Origin of the sequence: Citrobacter sp. CK199 (assembly GCF_030333285.1) — a bacterium.
Classification (GTDB): domain Bacteria; phylum Pseudomonadota; class Gammaproteobacteria; order Enterobacterales; family Enterobacteriaceae; genus Citrobacter_B; species Citrobacter_B koseri.
Genome location: NZ_JAOWGF010000024.1, coordinates 349631 through 367158, shown reverse-complemented (window position 1 = coordinate 367158; position 17528 = coordinate 349631). Strand labels below are relative to the sequence as shown.

The 17528-nt window shown below is 52.2% G+C and carries 16 protein-coding genes; 11 read left to right on the top strand and 5 right to left on the bottom strand.

Going from position 1 to position 17528, the window contains the following annotated elements; all coding sequences use genetic code 11:
- Both OGX75_RS05775 and OGX75_RS05770 read left to right on the top strand, forming a co-directional pair.
- The gene (locus tag OGX75_RS05775) at nucleotides 1–519 is read left to right on the top strand and encodes a fimbrial protein (protein ID WP_049008900.1); all 519 of its coding nucleotides are present in this window, start codon (nucleotides 1–3) and stop codon (nucleotides 517–519) included.
- A 23-nt stretch (nucleotides 520–542) separates the two neighbouring features.
- The gene (locus OGX75_RS05770; RefSeq protein WP_199975927.1) at nucleotides 543–1196 is read left to right on the top strand and encodes a helix-turn-helix transcriptional regulator; all 654 of its coding nucleotides are present in this window, start codon (nucleotides 543–545) and stop codon (nucleotides 1194–1196) included.
- Between the two features lie 31 nt (nucleotides 1197–1227).
- On the opposite strand, the gene OGX75_RS05765 is transcribed toward OGX75_RS05770, so the two are convergent.
- Together OGX75_RS05765 and OGX75_RS05760 are read right to left on the bottom strand one after the other, a co-directional pair.
- A complete protein-coding gene (locus tag OGX75_RS05765) occupies nucleotides 1228–2130 on the bottom strand; it encodes a LysR family transcriptional regulator (RefSeq protein WP_199976318.1) in 903 nt (300 codons plus the stop codon).
- A gap of 201 nt (nucleotides 2131–2331) precedes the next feature.
- A complete protein-coding gene (locus OGX75_RS05760) occupies nucleotides 2332–4620 on the bottom strand; it encodes an FdhF/YdeP family oxidoreductase (protein ID WP_200030104.1) in 2289 nt (762 codons plus the stop codon).
- A 561-nt stretch (nucleotides 4621–5181) separates the two neighbouring features.
- Between OGX75_RS05760 and OGX75_RS05755 the strand changes: the two genes are divergently transcribed.
- From OGX75_RS05755 to moaA, 4 genes are all read left to right on the top strand, one after another.
- On the top strand, nucleotides 5182–6588 hold the full coding sequence (locus tag OGX75_RS05755) for a cytochrome ubiquinol oxidase subunit I (RefSeq protein WP_047463330.1): 1407 nt from the start codon (nucleotides 5182–5184) through the stop codon (nucleotides 6586–6588).
- Nucleotide 6589: 1 nt separating this feature from the next.
- Nucleotides 6590–7600 (top strand): cytochrome d ubiquinol oxidase subunit II, encoded by a 1011-nt coding sequence (cydB, locus tag OGX75_RS05750; protein ID WP_286451267.1) that lies wholly within the window; start codon nucleotides 6590–6592, stop codon nucleotides 7598–7600.
- Nucleotides 7600–7773 carry a DUF2474 domain-containing protein gene (locus OGX75_RS05745; protein ID WP_072271878.1) on the top strand — a complete coding sequence of 58 codons (174 nt, stop codon included), beginning with the start codon at nucleotides 7600–7602 and terminating at the stop codon, nucleotides 7771–7773. Before cydB ends, OGX75_RS05745 begins: the two co-directional genes overlap by 1 nt.
- A 73-nt stretch (nucleotides 7774–7846) precedes the next feature.
- Complete coding sequence (gene moaA / locus OGX75_RS05740; protein ID WP_286451268.1) at nucleotides 7847–8833, top strand: GTP 3',8-cyclase MoaA; 987 nt, start codon at nucleotides 7847–7849, stop codon at nucleotides 8831–8833.
- A gap of 12 nt (nucleotides 8834–8845) precedes the next feature.
- On the opposite strand, the gene OGX75_RS05735 is transcribed toward moaA, so the two are convergent.
- Nucleotides 8846–9763: a bestrophin family protein gene (locus OGX75_RS05735; protein WP_024130281.1), complete on the bottom strand. Its 918-nt coding sequence runs from the start codon at nucleotides 9761–9763 to the stop codon at nucleotides 8846–8848.
- A gap of 326 nt (nucleotides 9764–10089) precedes the next feature.
- Between OGX75_RS05735 and OGX75_RS05730 the strand changes: the two genes are divergently transcribed.
- On the top strand, nucleotides 10090–11169 hold the full coding sequence (locus tag OGX75_RS05730) for a saccharopine dehydrogenase family protein (protein WP_230032076.1): 1080 nt from the start codon (nucleotides 10090–10092) through the stop codon (nucleotides 11167–11169).
- A gap of 40 nt (nucleotides 11170–11209) precedes the next feature.
- Here the strand turns inward: OGX75_RS05730 and OGX75_RS05725 are convergent, their stop codons facing one another.
- Nucleotides 11210–12187, bottom strand: a complete 978-nt coding sequence (locus OGX75_RS05725) for an NAD(P)H-quinone oxidoreductase (RefSeq protein WP_286451270.1) — start codon at nucleotides 12185–12187, stop codon at nucleotides 11210–11212.
- 56 nt (nucleotides 12188–12243) lie between these two features.
- Entirely contained in the window at nucleotides 12244–13197 is a 954-nt protein-coding gene (locus OGX75_RS05720; RefSeq protein WP_286451271.1) for an NAD-dependent epimerase/dehydratase family protein, read from the bottom strand.
- A gap of 248 nt (nucleotides 13198–13445) precedes the next feature.
- Between OGX75_RS05720 and OGX75_RS05715 the strand changes: the two genes are divergently transcribed.
- From OGX75_RS05715 to OGX75_RS05700, 4 genes are all read left to right on the top strand, one after another.
- On the top strand, nucleotides 13446–14237 hold the full coding sequence (locus tag OGX75_RS05715; RefSeq protein ID WP_110494168.1) for a PhzF family phenazine biosynthesis protein: 792 nt from the start codon (nucleotides 13446–13448) through the stop codon (nucleotides 14235–14237).
- A 231-nt stretch (nucleotides 14238–14468) separates the two neighbouring features.
- A complete protein-coding gene (locus OGX75_RS05710) occupies nucleotides 14469–15503 on the top strand; it encodes a LacI family DNA-binding transcriptional regulator (protein WP_275375138.1) in 1035 nt (344 codons plus the stop codon).
- 98 nt (nucleotides 15504–15601) lie between these two features.
- On the top strand, nucleotides 15602–16012 hold the full coding sequence (locus tag OGX75_RS05705) for a GFA family protein (RefSeq protein ID WP_104868583.1): 411 nt from the start codon (nucleotides 15602–15604) through the stop codon (nucleotides 16010–16012).
- Nucleotides 16013–16148: 136 nt separating this feature from the next.
- The gene (locus OGX75_RS05700; RefSeq protein ID WP_049008987.1) at nucleotides 16149–17525 is read left to right on the top strand and encodes an NAD-dependent succinate-semialdehyde dehydrogenase; all 1377 of its coding nucleotides are present in this window, start codon (nucleotides 16149–16151) and stop codon (nucleotides 17523–17525) included.
- The last annotated feature ends 3 nt before the right edge of the window (nucleotides 17526–17528 follow it).

Below are 17528 nucleotides of genomic sequence, written 5' to 3'. Positions count from 1 at the left end.
ATGCCTGGAAGAAAACGCTGGCTGCTGGCCCTGATGCTGCTTACTGGTCAGGTATGGGGTCAGGGCGATCCGATCGCATTAAATATCAAAGGGAATGTGAAAGCCGCGCCGTGTCAGGTGAGCAGCGACAGCATCACTAAAACCGTTGATTTAACGGCGGGGAGTCCGGTAACGGCTTCATCAATGTATACCGCAGGGTCAACGACGCCGTGGGTCAGTTTTGATTTCAGCATTGAACATTGCCCGGAAGGCACAACCGGCGTGATGATTCAGTTTAACGGCAACGCTGATGACATGCATCGCGATGATATGTATCGCAATCTGGGAACCGCTACCCCTGTCGCGATACAGTTGCAGGCGGCGGACGGTCGACCGCTGGGCGACGGTCAGGTTCTGACCAGTGAAATTGTCGCACAGCGTTACACCTGGAATTTACGCGCCCGGCTCTACAGTGAACAAGGGCAGGTCTCACCGGGAACCATTGATTCGGTTGTGACGGTTTCATTGAGCTATCAGTAATTATTACCCGGAGCCGCGTATACATGAATATTGTCATCAGATGTCAGGATCGTTTTTATCAATACGGATTGCGCGCGTTACTGTGCGAAATATTTCCACCAAACCTGAATCGGACCACGCTCACCTTTAACGACTATGACCACGCAAACGCCGCCTGTGCCGATATCTTAATTCTGATGCTGCACCCCGGTGAACAGTATATTTGTCATGCTGAAATGCGATTTCGTGCGCCACGCCTGATGATTGGCCTGGTGGATAAAAAACATATTCCCGCGCGAGGAGAAATTCCCTCCTGTATAGAAAACATCGTGTTTATTCCGCTCAATGCAAGCGTCAGTAAGATCAGTAGAGTGATTAAGCAGCATTGGTTTTCTTTACAGCAGGCAAAAACGCCCCATGCCGTACACCACTGCGGGTATTGCCCGCATAAGACGCTTACCGGGCAACAAAACCAGCTCGCTGCCTTTCTTTATGCGGGGATGACGTCAAAGCAGATTGCTTACAAAATGGCGATCGGTCAGAAAACGGTGCTGGCGCATCGAAACGCGTTAATGACGAAATTCCGCTTAAGAACCGATCGTGAATTATTACTGTTTTTAAATGCCGTAAAGGAAAAAAACCGGCACAGAAACGGCATGTGCGAATCCTGCAATGATGAAGATGGATGGCTTGTGTAAGCAATCCACGCAAAGGCGCGGATTGCGGGTATTACGAATGCTGTGGGTTGTGGGCGGCGTAGATGTCGCGCGCGTCCGTAAAGCAGCGCAGCGCGAGCGAGGAAACCGGCGCTTGCTTACGCATGATCAGGCCGACAGGGGCTTCAATGTTGGAATTGACGATCGGCGTAATATGAAAATTACTGTTTAAATTCTCCAGCCCATTATTGAGCGGCATAATGGCGCAACATATGCCACGCTGTACGGCCTGAATAATCTGGAATGTCGAATCGCTTTCGAAAATATGCTTAGGCGAGATTCCGGCTGATTTAAAACTCATATCCATGTGCTCTCTGTAATGCATACCTTTGGTCAGAAAACCCAGCGGGAAATTAATGAGATCGTTCCAGGAGAGGCTCTCATTTTCTATTTTGAAATGGCGCGTGTCGTGCAGCAGACCCATCCGGGTTTTCGCTAACGGGATAACATCAAACGGACTGACATCAATGTTATTCAGATAACATATTCCCAGCTCCAGCTGGTTGCTGTTTACGCCTTCGGCAATTTGCTCCGAGGTCATGGAATAGAGACTAAATTGCAGTTCCGGGTATTTGGGGGTTAATTCGCGAATAAACAGCATAGGATCGACGCTGGCGAGCGGCACCATACCCAGACGGAGCACGCCGACAACCTGTCCTTTGCAGAGCGCGGCCTCGGCCTGTAAGCCATCGTGCGCGGCCAGCAGGGATTTTGCCCATGCCAGAATACGTTCGCCTTCCGGGGTAAAGCCTTCAAAGCGTTGCCCGCGAACGATAAGCACCAGACCAAGCTCCTCCTCCAGATTGCGAATGCGCATGGAGAGGGTGGGTTGCGTGATATTACACTGCGATGCGGCCTTACCAAAGTGACGGGTCTGATCCAGCGCGATTAAATATTTGAGTTGTTTTATGTCCATCATTCATCTCTTCGGCAGACGGTCTGTTGGGGGCAAAGAAGAGGCTCCGGCAGCCGTTTGCGCTACGACATGGGTTCACATTATTGCATAAATGTATAAATTTTGTAACCGAATTGCGGCGTAACAATACCGTTTCTGCGCGTCAGTGGCTGAAAAATAAATCCCCTTATTCAGCAGAACGCCATGAATAAGGGGCGAATTTTACAGCGCGCGAATTTCTTTTGAACGCAAGGTGATATTTACCGGTACGGATTTATAAGAAGGCGTACCGCTCTCTTTATCAATATAATTGAGCGGAACCAGAACATTGGCCTCAGGATAATAGGCGCCGACAGAACCTGCCGCAATGCTGTAGGCCACGACGGTGATATCTTCCAGGCAGAGATCGCTGTCAGGCAGGGCCGTTCGGATATCGACGCGATCGCCATGTTCAAGCCCTAACTGCTCCATATCGCCTTCGTTCATAAAGATAATGTCACGACGGCCAAATACGCCGCGATAACGATCGTCCATCGCGTAAATGGTGGTGTTGTACTGATCGTGACTTCGCAGGGTAATCAGACGCAGCGTATTTTCACCTTCGCCGGTCACGTTCTCGTTAACGCCGTGGAATACGGAGAACATGGCTTTGCCCGTCGATGTCGGCCAGACGCGTTCGGTCGGCGGCAGCGGCATACGGAAACCGCCAGGCACCCGGATACGATCGTTGTAATTGTCGAAACCGGGAATGGTTTGTTCAATCAGTTCGCGGATGAGATCGTAATCAGCAACCAGCTCCATCCAGCCGATTTTGCTGTTTGTCAGCGTGGCTTTCGCCATTCCGGCAATAATGGCTGGTTCCGAACGCAATAACGGCGACGCCGGTTTCAGTTTGCCGGAGGAGGCATGCACCATCGACATAGAATCTTCTACCGTGATGGATTGTCTGCCGGTGCGCTGAATATCCAGTTCGGTGCGTCCGAGGCAGGGGAAGATGAACGTCTCTTTCCCGACCAGCAGATGCGTTCGGTTCAGTTTGGTGCCGATGTGGACGCTCAAGTCCAGCCCGTTCATAGCCGGGAACCCCTGTTCGTGATCGGGCATTGCCACGGCAAAGTTACCGCCCAGGCAGATCAGCGCCCTGGCGCGCCCGTCGATCATGGCCTGCGTCGCCTGTACGGCGTCGTGTCCGTGTTTCGACGGGGGAACAAACCCGAAAACGTCGCTCAACCGTTCGAGGAATTCTGGCGCCGGTTTCTCGGTAATGCCGACGGTGCGGTTCCCCTGAACGTTGGAGTGGCCGCGAAGCGGGCAAATACCTGCGCCGGGTTTGCCAATATTGCCGCGCATTAACAGCAGGTCGGCAATCAGACGCACGTTCGCCGTCCCTTTGTTATGCTGGGTAATGCCCATGCCGTAGGTGATGATGGTGGCGTTGGACCTGGCGTAGGCTTCCGCGACTTTTTCCAGTTGCTCACGGTTTAAACCTGATTCGCGCTCAATGGATTCCCAGGAGGTTGCGGCAATATCTGCGGCAAAATCGTCAAAGCCCAGCGTATGGGCGGCGATAAACTCGCGATCCAGAACATCGCCACGCTCGGCTTCCAGCTGCAACACATGTTTGGCAATGCCTTTCAGCGCGGCGGCATCACCGCCAGCCCTGACCTGGAAATAGGTTGAGGCAATGTCGGTTGAACTGTAGGTCGCCATTTCGATGATGCTCTGCGGGTCGGCAAAGCGTTCCAGCGCTCTTTCTCGCAGCGGGTTAAAGACGATAATCGGCACGTCGCGGCGCGCAAGCTCGTGCAGCGTCCCCATCATACGGGGATGGTTTGTCCCTGGGTTATGGCCGATAGCGATCACCAGTTCCGTCTTTTCAAAATCATCCAGCGATACGGTTCCTTTACCGATGCCAATTGAGCGCGGCAGGCCTACGCTGGTGGCTTCGTGGCACATATTGGAACAGTCGGGAAAATTGTTGCTGCCGTATTCGCGCGCAAAAAGCTGGAACAGATATGCCGCTTCGTTGGAGGCGCGACCGGACGTGTAAAATTCCACCTGTTCAGGGGAGAGACCGCGAAGCACTTCGCCGATGCGGGCAAAGGCCTGTTCCCATTCGACAGGGCGAAATGTGTCGCTTTCTTTGTGATAGGCCAGCGGATGAGTCAGGCGACCATACCCTTCAAGTTCGAAATCTGTTTTCTTCAGCAGCGCGCTGACGGTATTTTTGGCCAGAAACGCCGGTGTGACGCGCTTGCTTGTCGCTTCCCACGTGACGGCCTTCGCACCGTTTTCGCAAAACTGAAACGTTGATTTATGTTCTTTATCCGGCCATGCGCATCCTGGGCAGTCAAAGCCGTCTGGCTGATTTGTGCGTAACAGGGTAACGGGTGCTTCAAGCGCGTCCATTTGTGTACGAACGGCAATGGCCGTTGCTTTTAACGCGCCCCAGCCGCCAGCAGGACCGTCATAGTGTCTGACTCCGGGAACTGAACGTCTTTTCTTATTCATATGAACTCCTGACTATTCTGGTCACATTGGCATCCTGAAATAGCTACATAACAGGTAGGGTTATTCCAGTGTATTTAACAATTACGTTTAGCGGCTGCGCGTTATATAAATAAAAGCCAGCCGGACAAATATCCATTTGAAAAGCCATTAACCTTATTTAAAAAATGGGTAATGGTGATGGTTAATAAATACAAACAGTTGTCTCTATCCGGGAGATAACAGCAACATCTTTTATTATTCGTTATGTAAAACTTTATATAACAGATGGTGGAACCCAGTTAATTCGCGGGGTTTGCCCGGATTATGCGGCGTCTGCGCTGTCGATTTAAAGAAATTATAACAGGATTTTATCATTATCATAATAAATGTTATCTATCACTTATTAAATTTAACCTATTTGAACTTTTTGAATAATTGTTTGAGACTAATTAAACACGCCGAAAATTATTAGATTCACCTGCTCTGAAATATTCAGAAAATCGCTATTAATCAAAGAAAAAGGCTGGAAATGAAAGCGTTGTACAAAATAAATCAGTCAATGTCGACTCCGTGGGGGGAATTATGTTTGGAATAGATGCTTTTCACCTTGCGAGGATACAATTTGCCTTTACCGTATCTTTTCACATTCTTTTTCCCGCAATAACAATTGGCCTGGCAAGTTTTCTCGCCGTCCTTGAAGGGCTATGGCTCAAAACCAAAAATGAAACGTATCGCGACCTTTATCATTTTTGGTCAAAGATCTTTGCCGTCAATTTTGGGATGGGGGTGGTCTCAGGCCTGGTCATGGCTTACCAGTTCGGGACTAACTGGAGCGGCTTTTCACAATTTGCCGGAAGTATCACCGGTCCGTTGCTGACGTATGAAGTTCTGACGGCATTCTTCCTTGAGGCGGGCTTTCTGGGCGTGATGCTGTTCGGCTGGAAGCGCGTCGGGCCGGGGCTGCATTTCTTCGCGACCTGTATGGTTGCGCTGGGAACCTTGTTTTCAACGTTCTGGATCCTCTCTTCCAATAGCTGGATGCAAACGCCGCAGGGTTACGCGATTGAGAACGGCGTTGTCGTGCCGGTGGACTGGATGGCCATCGTCTTTAACCCGTCGTTCCCGTACCGTTTATTGCATATGTCCACGGCGGCGTTTCTGGCGAGCGCTTTCTTCGTCGGCGCGTCGGCAGCCTGGCATTTGCTGAAAGGAAACGACACGCCCGCGATCAGAAAGATGTTTTCGATGGCGTTGTGGATGGCGCTGTTTGTCGCACCGGTTCAGGCGGTGATTGGCGATGCGCACGGTCTCAATACGCTGGAACATCAGCCGGCGAAAATTGCGGCGATTGAAGGGCACTGGGAAAACCCGCCAGGCGAAGCCACGCCGTTGGTTCTGTTTGGCGTACCGGATATGGATGCGGAAAAAACGAAGTACAGCCTTGAAATCCCTTATCTGGGAAGCCTGATTCTGACGCACAGCCTCGACAAACAAGTGCCCGCGCTGAAGTCGTTCCCGAAAGAGGATCGCCCGAACTCAACCATCATTTTCTGGTCGTTCAGGATAATGGCGGGGCTAGGGATGCTGATGATCCTGACCGGGGTGGCGAGCGCGTGGCTGCGCTGGCGTGGCCGGTTGTATCAGTGTCGTCCTTTCCTGTGGTTCGTATTCTGCATGGGGCCATCAGGATTAATCGCTATTCTGGCGGGCTGGTTTACCACCGAGATTGGCCGCCAGCCGTGGGTGGTCTACGGTTTGCAGCGCACGCGTGATGCTGTTTCCGCACACGGCGACATGCACATGTCCGTCAGCCTGCTGGCGTTCATCCTCGTCTATTCGTCCGTCTTTGGAGTAGGCTACCTCTACCTGGTGCGGCTGATCAAAAAGGGGCCAGTGCGCGAGCATGCGCATGATATCGCTCAGGGGGGTACGCCAGCGCGTCCGTTATCGGCGGTGAGCGAACCCATGAACACACGCAGGGGAGAATAAAATGGGCATCGACCTGTCAATAATCTGGTTCGTCATCATTGTTTTCGCAACGTTGATGTACATCGTGATGGACGGCTTTGATCTGGGGATCGGCATTCTTTTTCCGTTCAATAAGAACGAGAAAGAGCGCGACATGATGATGAATACCGTGGCTCCCGTCTGGGATGGCAATGAAACCTGGATGGTGCTGGGCGGCGCGGCGTTATATGGCGCGTTTCCGTTGGCTTATGCGGTGATTGTCGATGCGCTCAGCGTGCCGTTAACCGCCATGCTGCTGGGGCTGATTTTCCGGGGCGTGGCGTTTGAATTTCGCTTTAAAGCGACGCCGGAACACCGTCCGCTTTGGGATAAAGCCTTTATCGGCGGTTCTGTGCTGGCAACCTTCAGCCAGGGCGTCGCCGTGGGAACGCTGGTTAACGGCTTGCAGGTAACCGGACGGGCGTTCAGCGGCTCGACGATGGACTGGCTGGCGCCTTTCCCGCTGTTCTGCGGCGTGGGGCTGGTGGTGGCCTATGCGTTACTGGGCTGCACCTGGCTTATCATGAAAACGGAAGGCCCGCTGCACCGAAGCATGTCGGAGAAGGCGATTATCCTGACGCTGCTGCTGCTGGCGATCATCGTCATTATCAGCCTGTGGACGCCGTTGACGCATCCGGCGATTGCTCAACGCTGGTTCAGCCTGCCAGAGATCATCTGGTTTACGCCTGTCCCGCTGTTAGTGCTGGTTTGCTGCTGGGGAATTGTGCGTTCCGCCTATAACCGCAAAGCGAGCTATGGGCCGTTTATGCTGACCCTTGGACTGATTTTCCTGGGATTCAGCGGGCTGGGCATCAGCATCTGGCCCAATATCATTCCGCCGTCGATCTCTATCTGGCAGGCCGCGTCACCGCCGCAAAGCCAGGGCTTTATGCTGGTGGGCGGGTTACTGATTATCCCGGTGATTCTGATGTACACCTGCTGGAGTTACTACGTCTTTCGCGGAAAAATTAATCCTGATGAGGGGTATCATTAATGGCTTCACTATCAGACACAGAGCACGCTAAACCTGCGGATACCGCCCCACGCGCCTGGTGGAAAAGGGTGGGCTGGATGGTCATCATCTGGGCGGCAAGCGTTATGGCGCTGGCCGTCGTCGCATCCGGGTTTAAGCTGCTGATGCTGGCGGCGGGGATGAAAACCCACTAACACGTCTTACTTCCTGTCTCAGGCCACATCAGCGTGATGTGGCTTGCCTGTTCGTTGTCTCCCGAGGTTATCTATGCAACCGCTTATGGACTCATGGCAGCGTAAATTCACCTATTTACGTCTGTCCGTTACCGATGTGTGCAACTTTCGTTGTACCTACTGTCTGCCAGACGGGTACAAACCCGGCGGCGTGAGCAACAAGTCATTCTTGTCGGTGGATGAAGTTCGCCGCGTCACCCGCGCGTTCTCCGCGCTGGGTACGGAAAAAGTCCGTCTTACCGGCGGGGAACCCTCCTTACGCCGCGACTTTATCGATATTATCGCGGCGGTGCGTGAAAATGCGGCGATTCGCCAGATTGCGATAACGACCAATGGCTATCGCCTGGCGCGTGACGTCGCACGCTGGCGTGAGGCCGGATTAACCGCCATCAACGTCAGCGTGGACAGTCTGGACGCTCGCCAGTTTTATGCCATCACCGGGCAGGATAAATTTCAGGACGTGATGAACGGTATTGATGCGGCGTTTGCCGCCGGTTTTGAAAAGGTTAAGGTGAATACGGTTCTGATGCGCGATGTGAATCATCATCAACTGAACACGTTTCTGGCCTGGATTAAGCCTCGTCGCATTCAGTTGCGCTTTATCGAACTGATGGAAACGGGTGAGGGCAGCGAGCTGTTTCAACGCCATCATATTTCGGGCGCGGTGCTGCGTGATGAACTGCTGCGACGCGGCTGGGTGCGCCAGATTCGCCAGCGCAGTGATGGCCCGGCACAGGTCTTTTGCCACCCGGACTTTGCAGGCGAAATCGGCCTGATCATGCCCTATGAAAAAACGTTCTGCGCCAGTTGCAACCGGCTGCGCGTCTCTTCCATCGGCAAACTGCATTTATGTCTTTTTGGTGATGGCGGGGTCGACTTACGAGACGTGCTGCAAGACGATACGCAGCAGGATGCCCTTAAGATGCGTATTGCCGATGCGCTGACGCATAAAAAACAGACGCATTTTTTACATCAGGGGAACACCGGCATTACGCAAAACCTGTCGTACATTGGTGGATAGCGGGCAATGGACTCAGGTCAGATTGAAGTAGCGATCGGGCTGATGCGGCTCCGGCAGGGGTTGTTGCCCGGTCATCTCTTTCAGATTGCGCTCAATGGTGTTGCAAATCGCGTTGAGCGGTAAATCGTTAGCCGATGTGCCAAAGGGATCTTCAAGTTCTTCCGCCAGGGAATCCCAGGATAAAAAGGTATAGGAAATAAAAACGGACACGAATGGCGTCATGTAATGCAGGTCGCCAACCAGCGCAAAAGGAAGAAGGGTACAAAAAAGATAAACGGTTCGCTGGAGTATTAATGTATAAGCAAACGGTACCGGGGTATTTGCAATTCGTTCACAGCCGCCAATAACGTGGGCGATTTCATCTATTTTATTATCGATGAGGCCGAATGTAATATCGCTCAGCTTGCCTTGTTCACGCAATGCTGCCATTTCATCGCCGATCAATAATAATATCCGGTTGGTTTTCATCGGGCTGAACATGACCTGGGTAAGAATATGCCGGGGCAGAATTCGGTACATATCATATCCGGCGTCGGTTTTGCGTAATTCATGTTTCAGGCTCCAGCAAAGGGCAATCAGATAACCTGAAATTCTTTTATGTAGCTCAACGTCATTCGGCAACAAATTTTTTAACTGACGGATGATGGAACGCTCGGCAATCAGTAAGGTTCCCCACAGTCCCCGTGCCTCAACGAAACGGCTGTAGCTGGCGCTGTTGCGAAAGCCGAGAAAGATAGCGATTGCGATCCCCAGCAGGCTAAAAGGGGCAACGGTTAAGTGGATGCCCAGTTGCTCATACCATTGATAAATGATAATTGCGATAGCTGACATGACAAGGTTTAAAAATAACCGAAATGTTATTTTTGACAATACCGAGCCATGCCAATCAAATAATCGAAAAAACCAATGTTGCTCTGGTCTGATAATCATGACTGACGATTTCTCTGAAGATGTAATGAGAAGGATTCAACGAAGGGTGAATGCGATAGAAACTATTTTAATCGTTATTTTGCCGTCTGACAATCAATGACGAATAAAAATAAGGCGGAATAAAAGTAATGGTATTGGCTTTATCATTCGCTGGTGAATTTAATCATTACGTTATACCTCCTGGCTCAGATTTGAACTGTCACCGTTACGGCGCAACCAACGTACATGCAATGTGAAGTATGACGGGGGATATTGACCTTGAAGTTAACTTTAAGGTTATGCTGTGACGTAAGCCGGGCAATTTATTTATTAAAGGGGTTAATGCAATGAATGAGCAACATTCCCATCCAGAATTTCTGCGCTGGATGATCTATGGCGCGAACGGTTACACCGGAGAAATGATTGCCCGTGAGGCCGTACGGCGAGGATTCAGGCCAGTTCTGGCGGGGCGCAGGCAAGAAACGATAGACTCTCTGGCTCGCAATCTCGGGCTTGAGGCTCACGCCTTCGCCCTTGATAACCCGGCTGAACTGCTCAGACAGCTCGAAGGGTGTGCTCTGGTATTAAATTGTGCGGGGCCGTTCTCCGCCACTGCGGCGCCTTTGATGGAGGCCTGCCTGCAAACCCGAACCCATTATCTTGATATTACAGGGGAGATTGACGTGTTCGAGGCGGCACAACTGCTGAATACCCGTGCCCGGGATGCCGGTGTTGTATTGTGCCCCGGCGTCGGGTTTGACGTTATTCCTACGGACTGCGTGGCGGCCACCCTGAAGGAGGCCCTGCCGGATGCGATCCGCCTCAACCTGGGATTCGATTCACGCTCTGTTTTTTCTCCGGGTACGGCGAAAACGGCGATCGAGGGGCTGGCGCAGGGCGGAAAAATTCGGCGAGGAGGGAAGATCATTACCGTGCCGCTTGCTTATGAAGTTCGCCGTATTGACTTCGGCGATGGCGAGAAGGACGCAATGACAATCCCCTGGGGGGACGTGTCCACGGCGTATTACACGACAGGTATTCCAGACATTCAGGTCTTTTTGCCGGGGTCGACGCGCATGATTTCCCAGGCCCGGAGAGCAAACTACATCAGGCCATTGCTGCGACTGGCGTGGGTTCAGAAGCTCCTCAAGGCTTATATATCCCGAACGGTGAAAGGCCCCGGAGAAATAAAACGTGAACAGACGCCCTCTTTTGTGTGGGGAGAGGCCATCAACGCCCGTGGCGACAAAAAAACCGCCCGTATCCGTACACCGAATGGTTATACCCTGACCATTATGGGGGCGTTAGCGGTGGTTGAGCACCTGATGATGAACCGGGTTGCAGGAGGGGCCTACACGCCGGCAACGTTAATGGGCGCAAATCTGATAACCCGGTTACCAGGGGCTGGCCCGCTGAGGATTGTATAATTGCTCAGGGCGGGACAGGGGATGCTCCCGCCCTCTGTGTTTATTCAAGGGTAAGGATAACTTTACCGATATGAGTTCCGGCATCCAGTAATGTATGTGCCTGACGGACATCCTCAAATTTAACTGTCTGGTGAATGACGGGTTTACACTTTCCGGCTTCGATTAAAGGCCATACTTTTTGTATGAGCTGTTGGGCGATTTCTTCCTTTTCAGCGGCGTCCCGGCTCCTCATCGTTGAACCGGTTACCACCGCTCTTTTAAGAATCAGTTCCTGGATATCAAATTCCTTAACCATCCTGCCCCCCATAAATCCAATCAGTACGAGCCGACCGTCCTTTTTAAGAAGGCGAAGGTTCTTGTTAAAATAAGCGGCGCCGACAATATCAAGAATAACATCAACGCCTTTTCCGTCGGTTCTGCTGAGGATTTCTTCTTCAAAATCATGGGTTTTGTAGTTAATGACTTCCCCATATTGTTGCAGGAACGGAATTTTATCGTCACTTCCGACGGTGCTGAACGCTTTAATATTCATGGCATTACACAACGCCAGCGCGGTCGTCCCTATGCCGCTTGCGCCACCGTGGATCAAAACAACATCCTCTTTTTTCACTTTTCCCAACGAAAAAAGATTGGCCCATACCGTAAAGAATGTTTCCGGGAGCGCAGCTGCTTCTGTAAAACTTAAATTTTGTGGGACAGGCAATACCTGACCTGCCGGAACGGCGCAAAATTCTGCATATCCCCCGCCATTGGTGAGCGCACAGACGCGATCGCCAACTGAAAAGTGAGCAACGTTTTTCCCGATTGCGTGTACGATACCCGCGACTTCCAGCCCTGGAACCGGCGTAACACCCTCTGGCATGGGATATTTTCCCTCTCTCTGCATAATATCCGGGCGATTCACGCCGGCCGCTTTAACTGAGATCAGGACATCGTTCTCACCACATTCCGGCATTTTTCCCTGGCTTACCTTCAGAACTTCAGGGCCGCCAGCTTCTGTTATCTCAATGAGTTTCATCTGATTCTACCTGTTTAATGTCAGGGGTTGATTAGCGATACCACCTGCGTGGTTGTTTATTTGTCTTTCTTTACGGTGAGTGGCGCTTTCCATTCACGGTAAAGGGTTTCCAGTCCCTGACGGTACGTTGTTATCTGAAAGTCCGGGAATCGCCGCTTAAATTTTGATGAATCAAACAGGTTATCATGTTGATAGCGGGGCAGGAGTTCCCGGAGTTCCCGTGGGCCTTTGGAAAAGATACCGGCGGCGAACAAGGCGAATTTGCTCAGGACAGACCATGACGTTTCTTTCCCGAACACGTTACAGGCCAGAGAAACGAACTGCGCATAGGTGAGCCGTTCATCGCAACAGGGCAGGTGCCACGTCTGACCGAAGGCATCAGGGGTGTTGCCAAGACGCGCTAAAGCCCGACTGGCATCGGGGGTCCATATGAGCGTACGTAACGTGTCGTCACGTAATGGCACGCGTGGTTTTTTCCCTGCTTTAAGTCTGTCTAAAATTAAGGCATTGGTAAAACTCTGGGTTTTTCCCGGCCCATAAAACTCGGGCGCGCGCCCGATAAGCACAGGGATGTCGCCCCGGCGCATCTCCTCCAGCACTTTGTTTGCCATCAGGGCCCGAACCCGCCCTTTGCGCCCTGACGGCAGGAACGGCGTTTCCTCGGTCTGCAATCTGCTGTCCTGTGGGTACATATAAGTATTGTCAAAATAAACAAAACTTGCCCCCACTGTCCGACACGCGTTCAGCGCGTTTTGCAGCATTACCGGAAACTGCTGTTCCCAGAGGTCGGCATCCGGCGGCAGACCCGCCGCAAAATAGACAATGCGGCTTCCTTTAACCGCTTCCAGTGTCTGACTGGCATCCAGTAAATCAGCGGGCATAAGGCTATCGCTGTCATTTACCTTCTGTGGATTACGGCTTACAAGCCTCAGTTCAGCACTGTAAGAATGCGTTAACTCGCGAGCAAGTTCCCGGGCAATCTGTCCGCTTGCCCCCAGAATCGTTTGCATCTCACTTCCTCTTCGACAATTTCAGACGAGTGTCCCGGCCCATTGGCCTTTTCAAAGTATAAGTTTAAAGTTCACTTGAAGGTCAATGGGGTGTTGCGACGTTGTTTAAATGTCGTCTGGTATTGGGATACACCGCCAGCAACGGAATGGCGCCGAAGCCGAACATCAAACGATGAAAAATACGAGATTGCGCGTTGTCGAGGCATGGTAGAGTGGGGGGGCTCAAAGAATGATTCGAGGTTTGCGCTATGCAACAAATTGATTTTTACATGGTTGATGCCTTTAGCACGGCTACTTTTGGCGGCAATGCCGCAGCCGTGTGTCCGCTCACCGAGTGGTTGCCTGATGAGACATTATTGAAAATGTCCAAACAGCATAACCAGTCAGAAACGGCTTTTTTTGTCCCAAATGAAAACGGCTTCGAGTTGCGCTGGTTTACCACTCAAGGGGAAATAAATCTGTGTGGGCATGCCACACTTGCTGCCGCGCACGTCATCTTTGAACATCTTGATTACCCGGGCGCGACTATCCATTTTGATACCCGGTTTGTTGGCCCATTGACAGTAGCACGCAGCGGCGAGTGGTTGACGCTTGATTTTCCAGCCTGGGAAACCGAGCCCGTCGTGCCGCCGTCCTTATTGCTGGAAACGTTGGGCATCACAGAATGCAAAGAAGTGCGCGTGGCGCGTGATTACATGGTCGTGCTGGATAATCAACGGCAGGTAGAAGCGCTACGCCCGAACATTAATGCCATGCTCCCTCTGGGAAAAATGGTTTGCATAACCGCGCCCGGCGAAGAGAAATACGATTTTGTCAGCCGTTTCTTTTGCCCGGGAGAAGCCGTGGCGGAAGACCCCGTTACAGGTTCAGCACATAGCATGCTAATTCCATACTGGGCTGAAAAACTGAAAAAAACGCAGATGCTGGCGCACCAGGGCGCCGAACGTGGCGGAGATTTACGCTGCCAGCGAGTGGGGGATCGAGTCCACATCGGCGGACAGGCAACAACTTATCTGCTGGGTAAGATACTGTTGCGCTAGAACGTCCAGAATGCGGTTCGGAATGGGCTTTCAGGTATAAGGTCTGCTGTACGATTATGGCAGACCTGACGGCGCTTTAGACTGACTGTGTTGTGCCAGGAGGGGACATTGCTAATGTCCGCACGGTACTAATGATGTGGGGACAGGGCATCCTGATAGTTTTAAAAAAGCCAATCTGTTATATTTAATCGAAATCGTTTTCGATAAATCAATCAATTCTGGTGGCATGGGATGAAGCAAAGGATCAATATCGTAAAACTGGCACAGCACCTCGGGTTGTCCGTCTCTACGGTATCCAAGGCGCTGAATGGCCGGGAGGATGTGAGTAAAGCCACGAAGCAACGCGTGCTTGCCGCCGCGTCTGAACTGGGCTTCTCGCCCGATCCGGCGGGACGGCGTTTGCGCAGCGGAACGTCGGAAACCATCGGGTTTGTGCTTTCGTATCCTCAGGCCCACTTTGCACAACCTTTTTTTCTCGATCTAATGGCCGGAATCGACCAGGAACTGGAAAAAACGCCTTATCAGTTGGTTATTGTCACCGGAAGAAGCATTGAATCGGAGATAGACAGCTTCAGACGCCTGGTTGAACAACAGCGTGTTGATGCGGTGATGTTTGGCAGAACGCGTAAAGAGGATGCCAGAATCCAGTTTTTGCAGGATCGCAGCGTGCCATTTGCCACTCTCGGACGAAGTGAAACGGGCAATCCTTTCCCGTTCGTTGATATTGACCGCACTGTTGCCGGGCGCAACGGCACCGCGCGCTTTATCGGCCTGGGGCACCGCCGCATCGGGCTTCTCAATACTCCAGACTACCTCATGCTCAGCCACCACTTGCGGGCAGGCTACATGGCGGCGCTGGATGCCGCAAATCTATCTTTTGATCCTGCTCTGATTGTTGACGGGGAGCTGTCCGAAACAGGCGGATTAGCGGGTGCCAGAAAGCTGCTGGCGATGAAAAATCCGCCAACGGCGATCATGTGCGGCCACGATTTGATTGCCAGCGGCGCGATGCAGGCCATTGTGGAAACCGGAAAGCGCCCCGGTACCGATGTGGCAATTATTGGTTGCGACAACCACCCGCTCGGACCTTACCTGAATCCGCCGTTAACCACCTTTTCCGCGCCAACCCAGGAAGCGGGCCAGCGAATGGTCCAGCTGCTTCTGGCGCACATGAACGGTAAACCGGTCGAAACACTACAGGAGGTGTGGTCGCCCGAGCTGATCCTGCGCTCCTCACACGGTAGTGAATTTTTCCAGAAAGTATAACCTGCCAATTTCCCTGCCTTGACGGCCACACACGGTCAGGGTATTGTTTACTTAATTATCGAAAACGTTTTCGATAAAATTAACAAAGGAGAAAGAACATGACGTTGGTGGAAGGAGGATGCCTGTGTGGTGCCGTCCGCTACAGAATGAAAACACCGCCCCGCTCGGTGGTGGTTTGTCATTGTACCCATTGTCAGAAAGCGAGCGGAAGTGCATTCTCGGTTAACCTTCTGGTGGAAAAAAGTGATTATGAACAGCAGGGAGTAACGGCATGCTTTACCGATACAGGCGACAGCGGACTGCCGTCACACCGCCACTTCTGCCGGGAATGCGGCTCGCCAGTGGTAACCGAAGCGACAAATATGCCCGGCATGTTACTGGTTAAGGCCGGCACGCTCGATAACCCTGGAGAGTTTTCCCCGCAGGCCGAAATTTATACCCGGTATGCTGTTAAATGGCACGCGCCGATCGCGGGTTGTGTACGGTTCGTTCAGGCTCCTGTTGCCTGAACACGATGACTTTATTTTTAATTTCTTACGAAAACGTTTTCGCTAAATATAAAACGGACAGGGGAAAATGATGCGGTTTGCCCAGGCTCGCCGTTCCCCTATATTTTCTCTTATGCATTTATGATCAGGAGCCTTTATGAGCTTTCAAAGTATTAACCCGGCAACAGGTGAATTACTCAAAACTTTCCCGTTGCAGACCGATGCTGAGGTCTTTTCCGCTCTGGAAAAAGCCGACACGCTTTATCGCGACGACTGGCGTTTACGGTCTGTGGCTGAGCGTGCTGCGATTGTCGGCAAGGCGGCAAAAATCCTGCGTGAGAAACGCGATGAGTATGTGACCTACCCGACGCTTGAAATGGGTAAAGTGACGCGCTTTGGCTATATGGAAATTGATTTAGTCGCGGATATTCTCGACTACTATGCCACCAACGGTGAGCGTTTGCTCGCGGCACAGGCCATTCCAGGCGAGCCAGGTGCGACGTTACTCTCCGAACCTATCGGGGTTATCCTGGCGATCGAACCCTGGAACTTCCCTTATTACCAGCTGGTGCGCGTGGCGGCGCCGCAGCTCATCGCCGGTAATGTCGTTATGCTCAAACACGCGGAAAACGTCCCGCAGTGTGCACTGGCGTTCGCACGGTTGTTTGAGGAGGCGGGCGCGCCGGAAGGGGCGTACACCAACCTGTTTTGCAGTATCGATCAGATTGCCAGCCTGATTGACGACTTCCGGGTGCGCGGGGTCGCGCTGACGGGCAGCGAGCGGGCGGGAACGTCCGTTGGCGAACGTGCCGGGAGAAATCTGAAGAAGGTCATTCTTGAGCTGGGCGGTAGCGATCCGGCGATTATTATGCCGGGCGCGCCGCTGGATCATGCTGTAGAGCAGGTTGTGATGGGGCGTACCTGGAACTCGGGGCAGGGTTGCGTCAATATTAAGCGCGTCATTGTGATTGGCCGCGAGCGTGGCGAACGCATGCTGGAGGCGCTCAAAGAGAAGTTTGCGGCAATCAACGTTGGCGATCCTGAGGATGCGTCGACGCTGCTCGGCCCGCTGGTAAGCGAACGTGCGTTGCAGGGGCTGCTGAAACAGATTGAAGAGGCGAAAGCGGCAGGGGCAAACATTGTTTTTGGTGGCAACAGAGTCGACCGTCCGGGTTTCTATCTTGAACCGACCATTATTACGGATATTACTGAGGCTAACCCACTCTATACTCAGGAAGCCTTTGGACCGGTACTCTCTTTTTATGTTGTCGACAGCGAAGAAGAGGCGATTCGTCTGGCAAACGCGACGCCTTACGGCCTGGGCGGTTACGTCTTTGATGCTGATACGAAAAACGCGCAGCGCATTGCGTCGCATATTGACTCCGGGATGGTTTATATCAACTCCTGTTTTGCTGACTCTCCGGGCCTGCCGTTTGGCGGTGTGAAAAACTCCGGCTTCGGGCGCGAGTTATCGGAAATCGGGATGGGGGAATTCCTGAACCGAAAATTAATCCGGGTAACGGAAATCGAATAATAA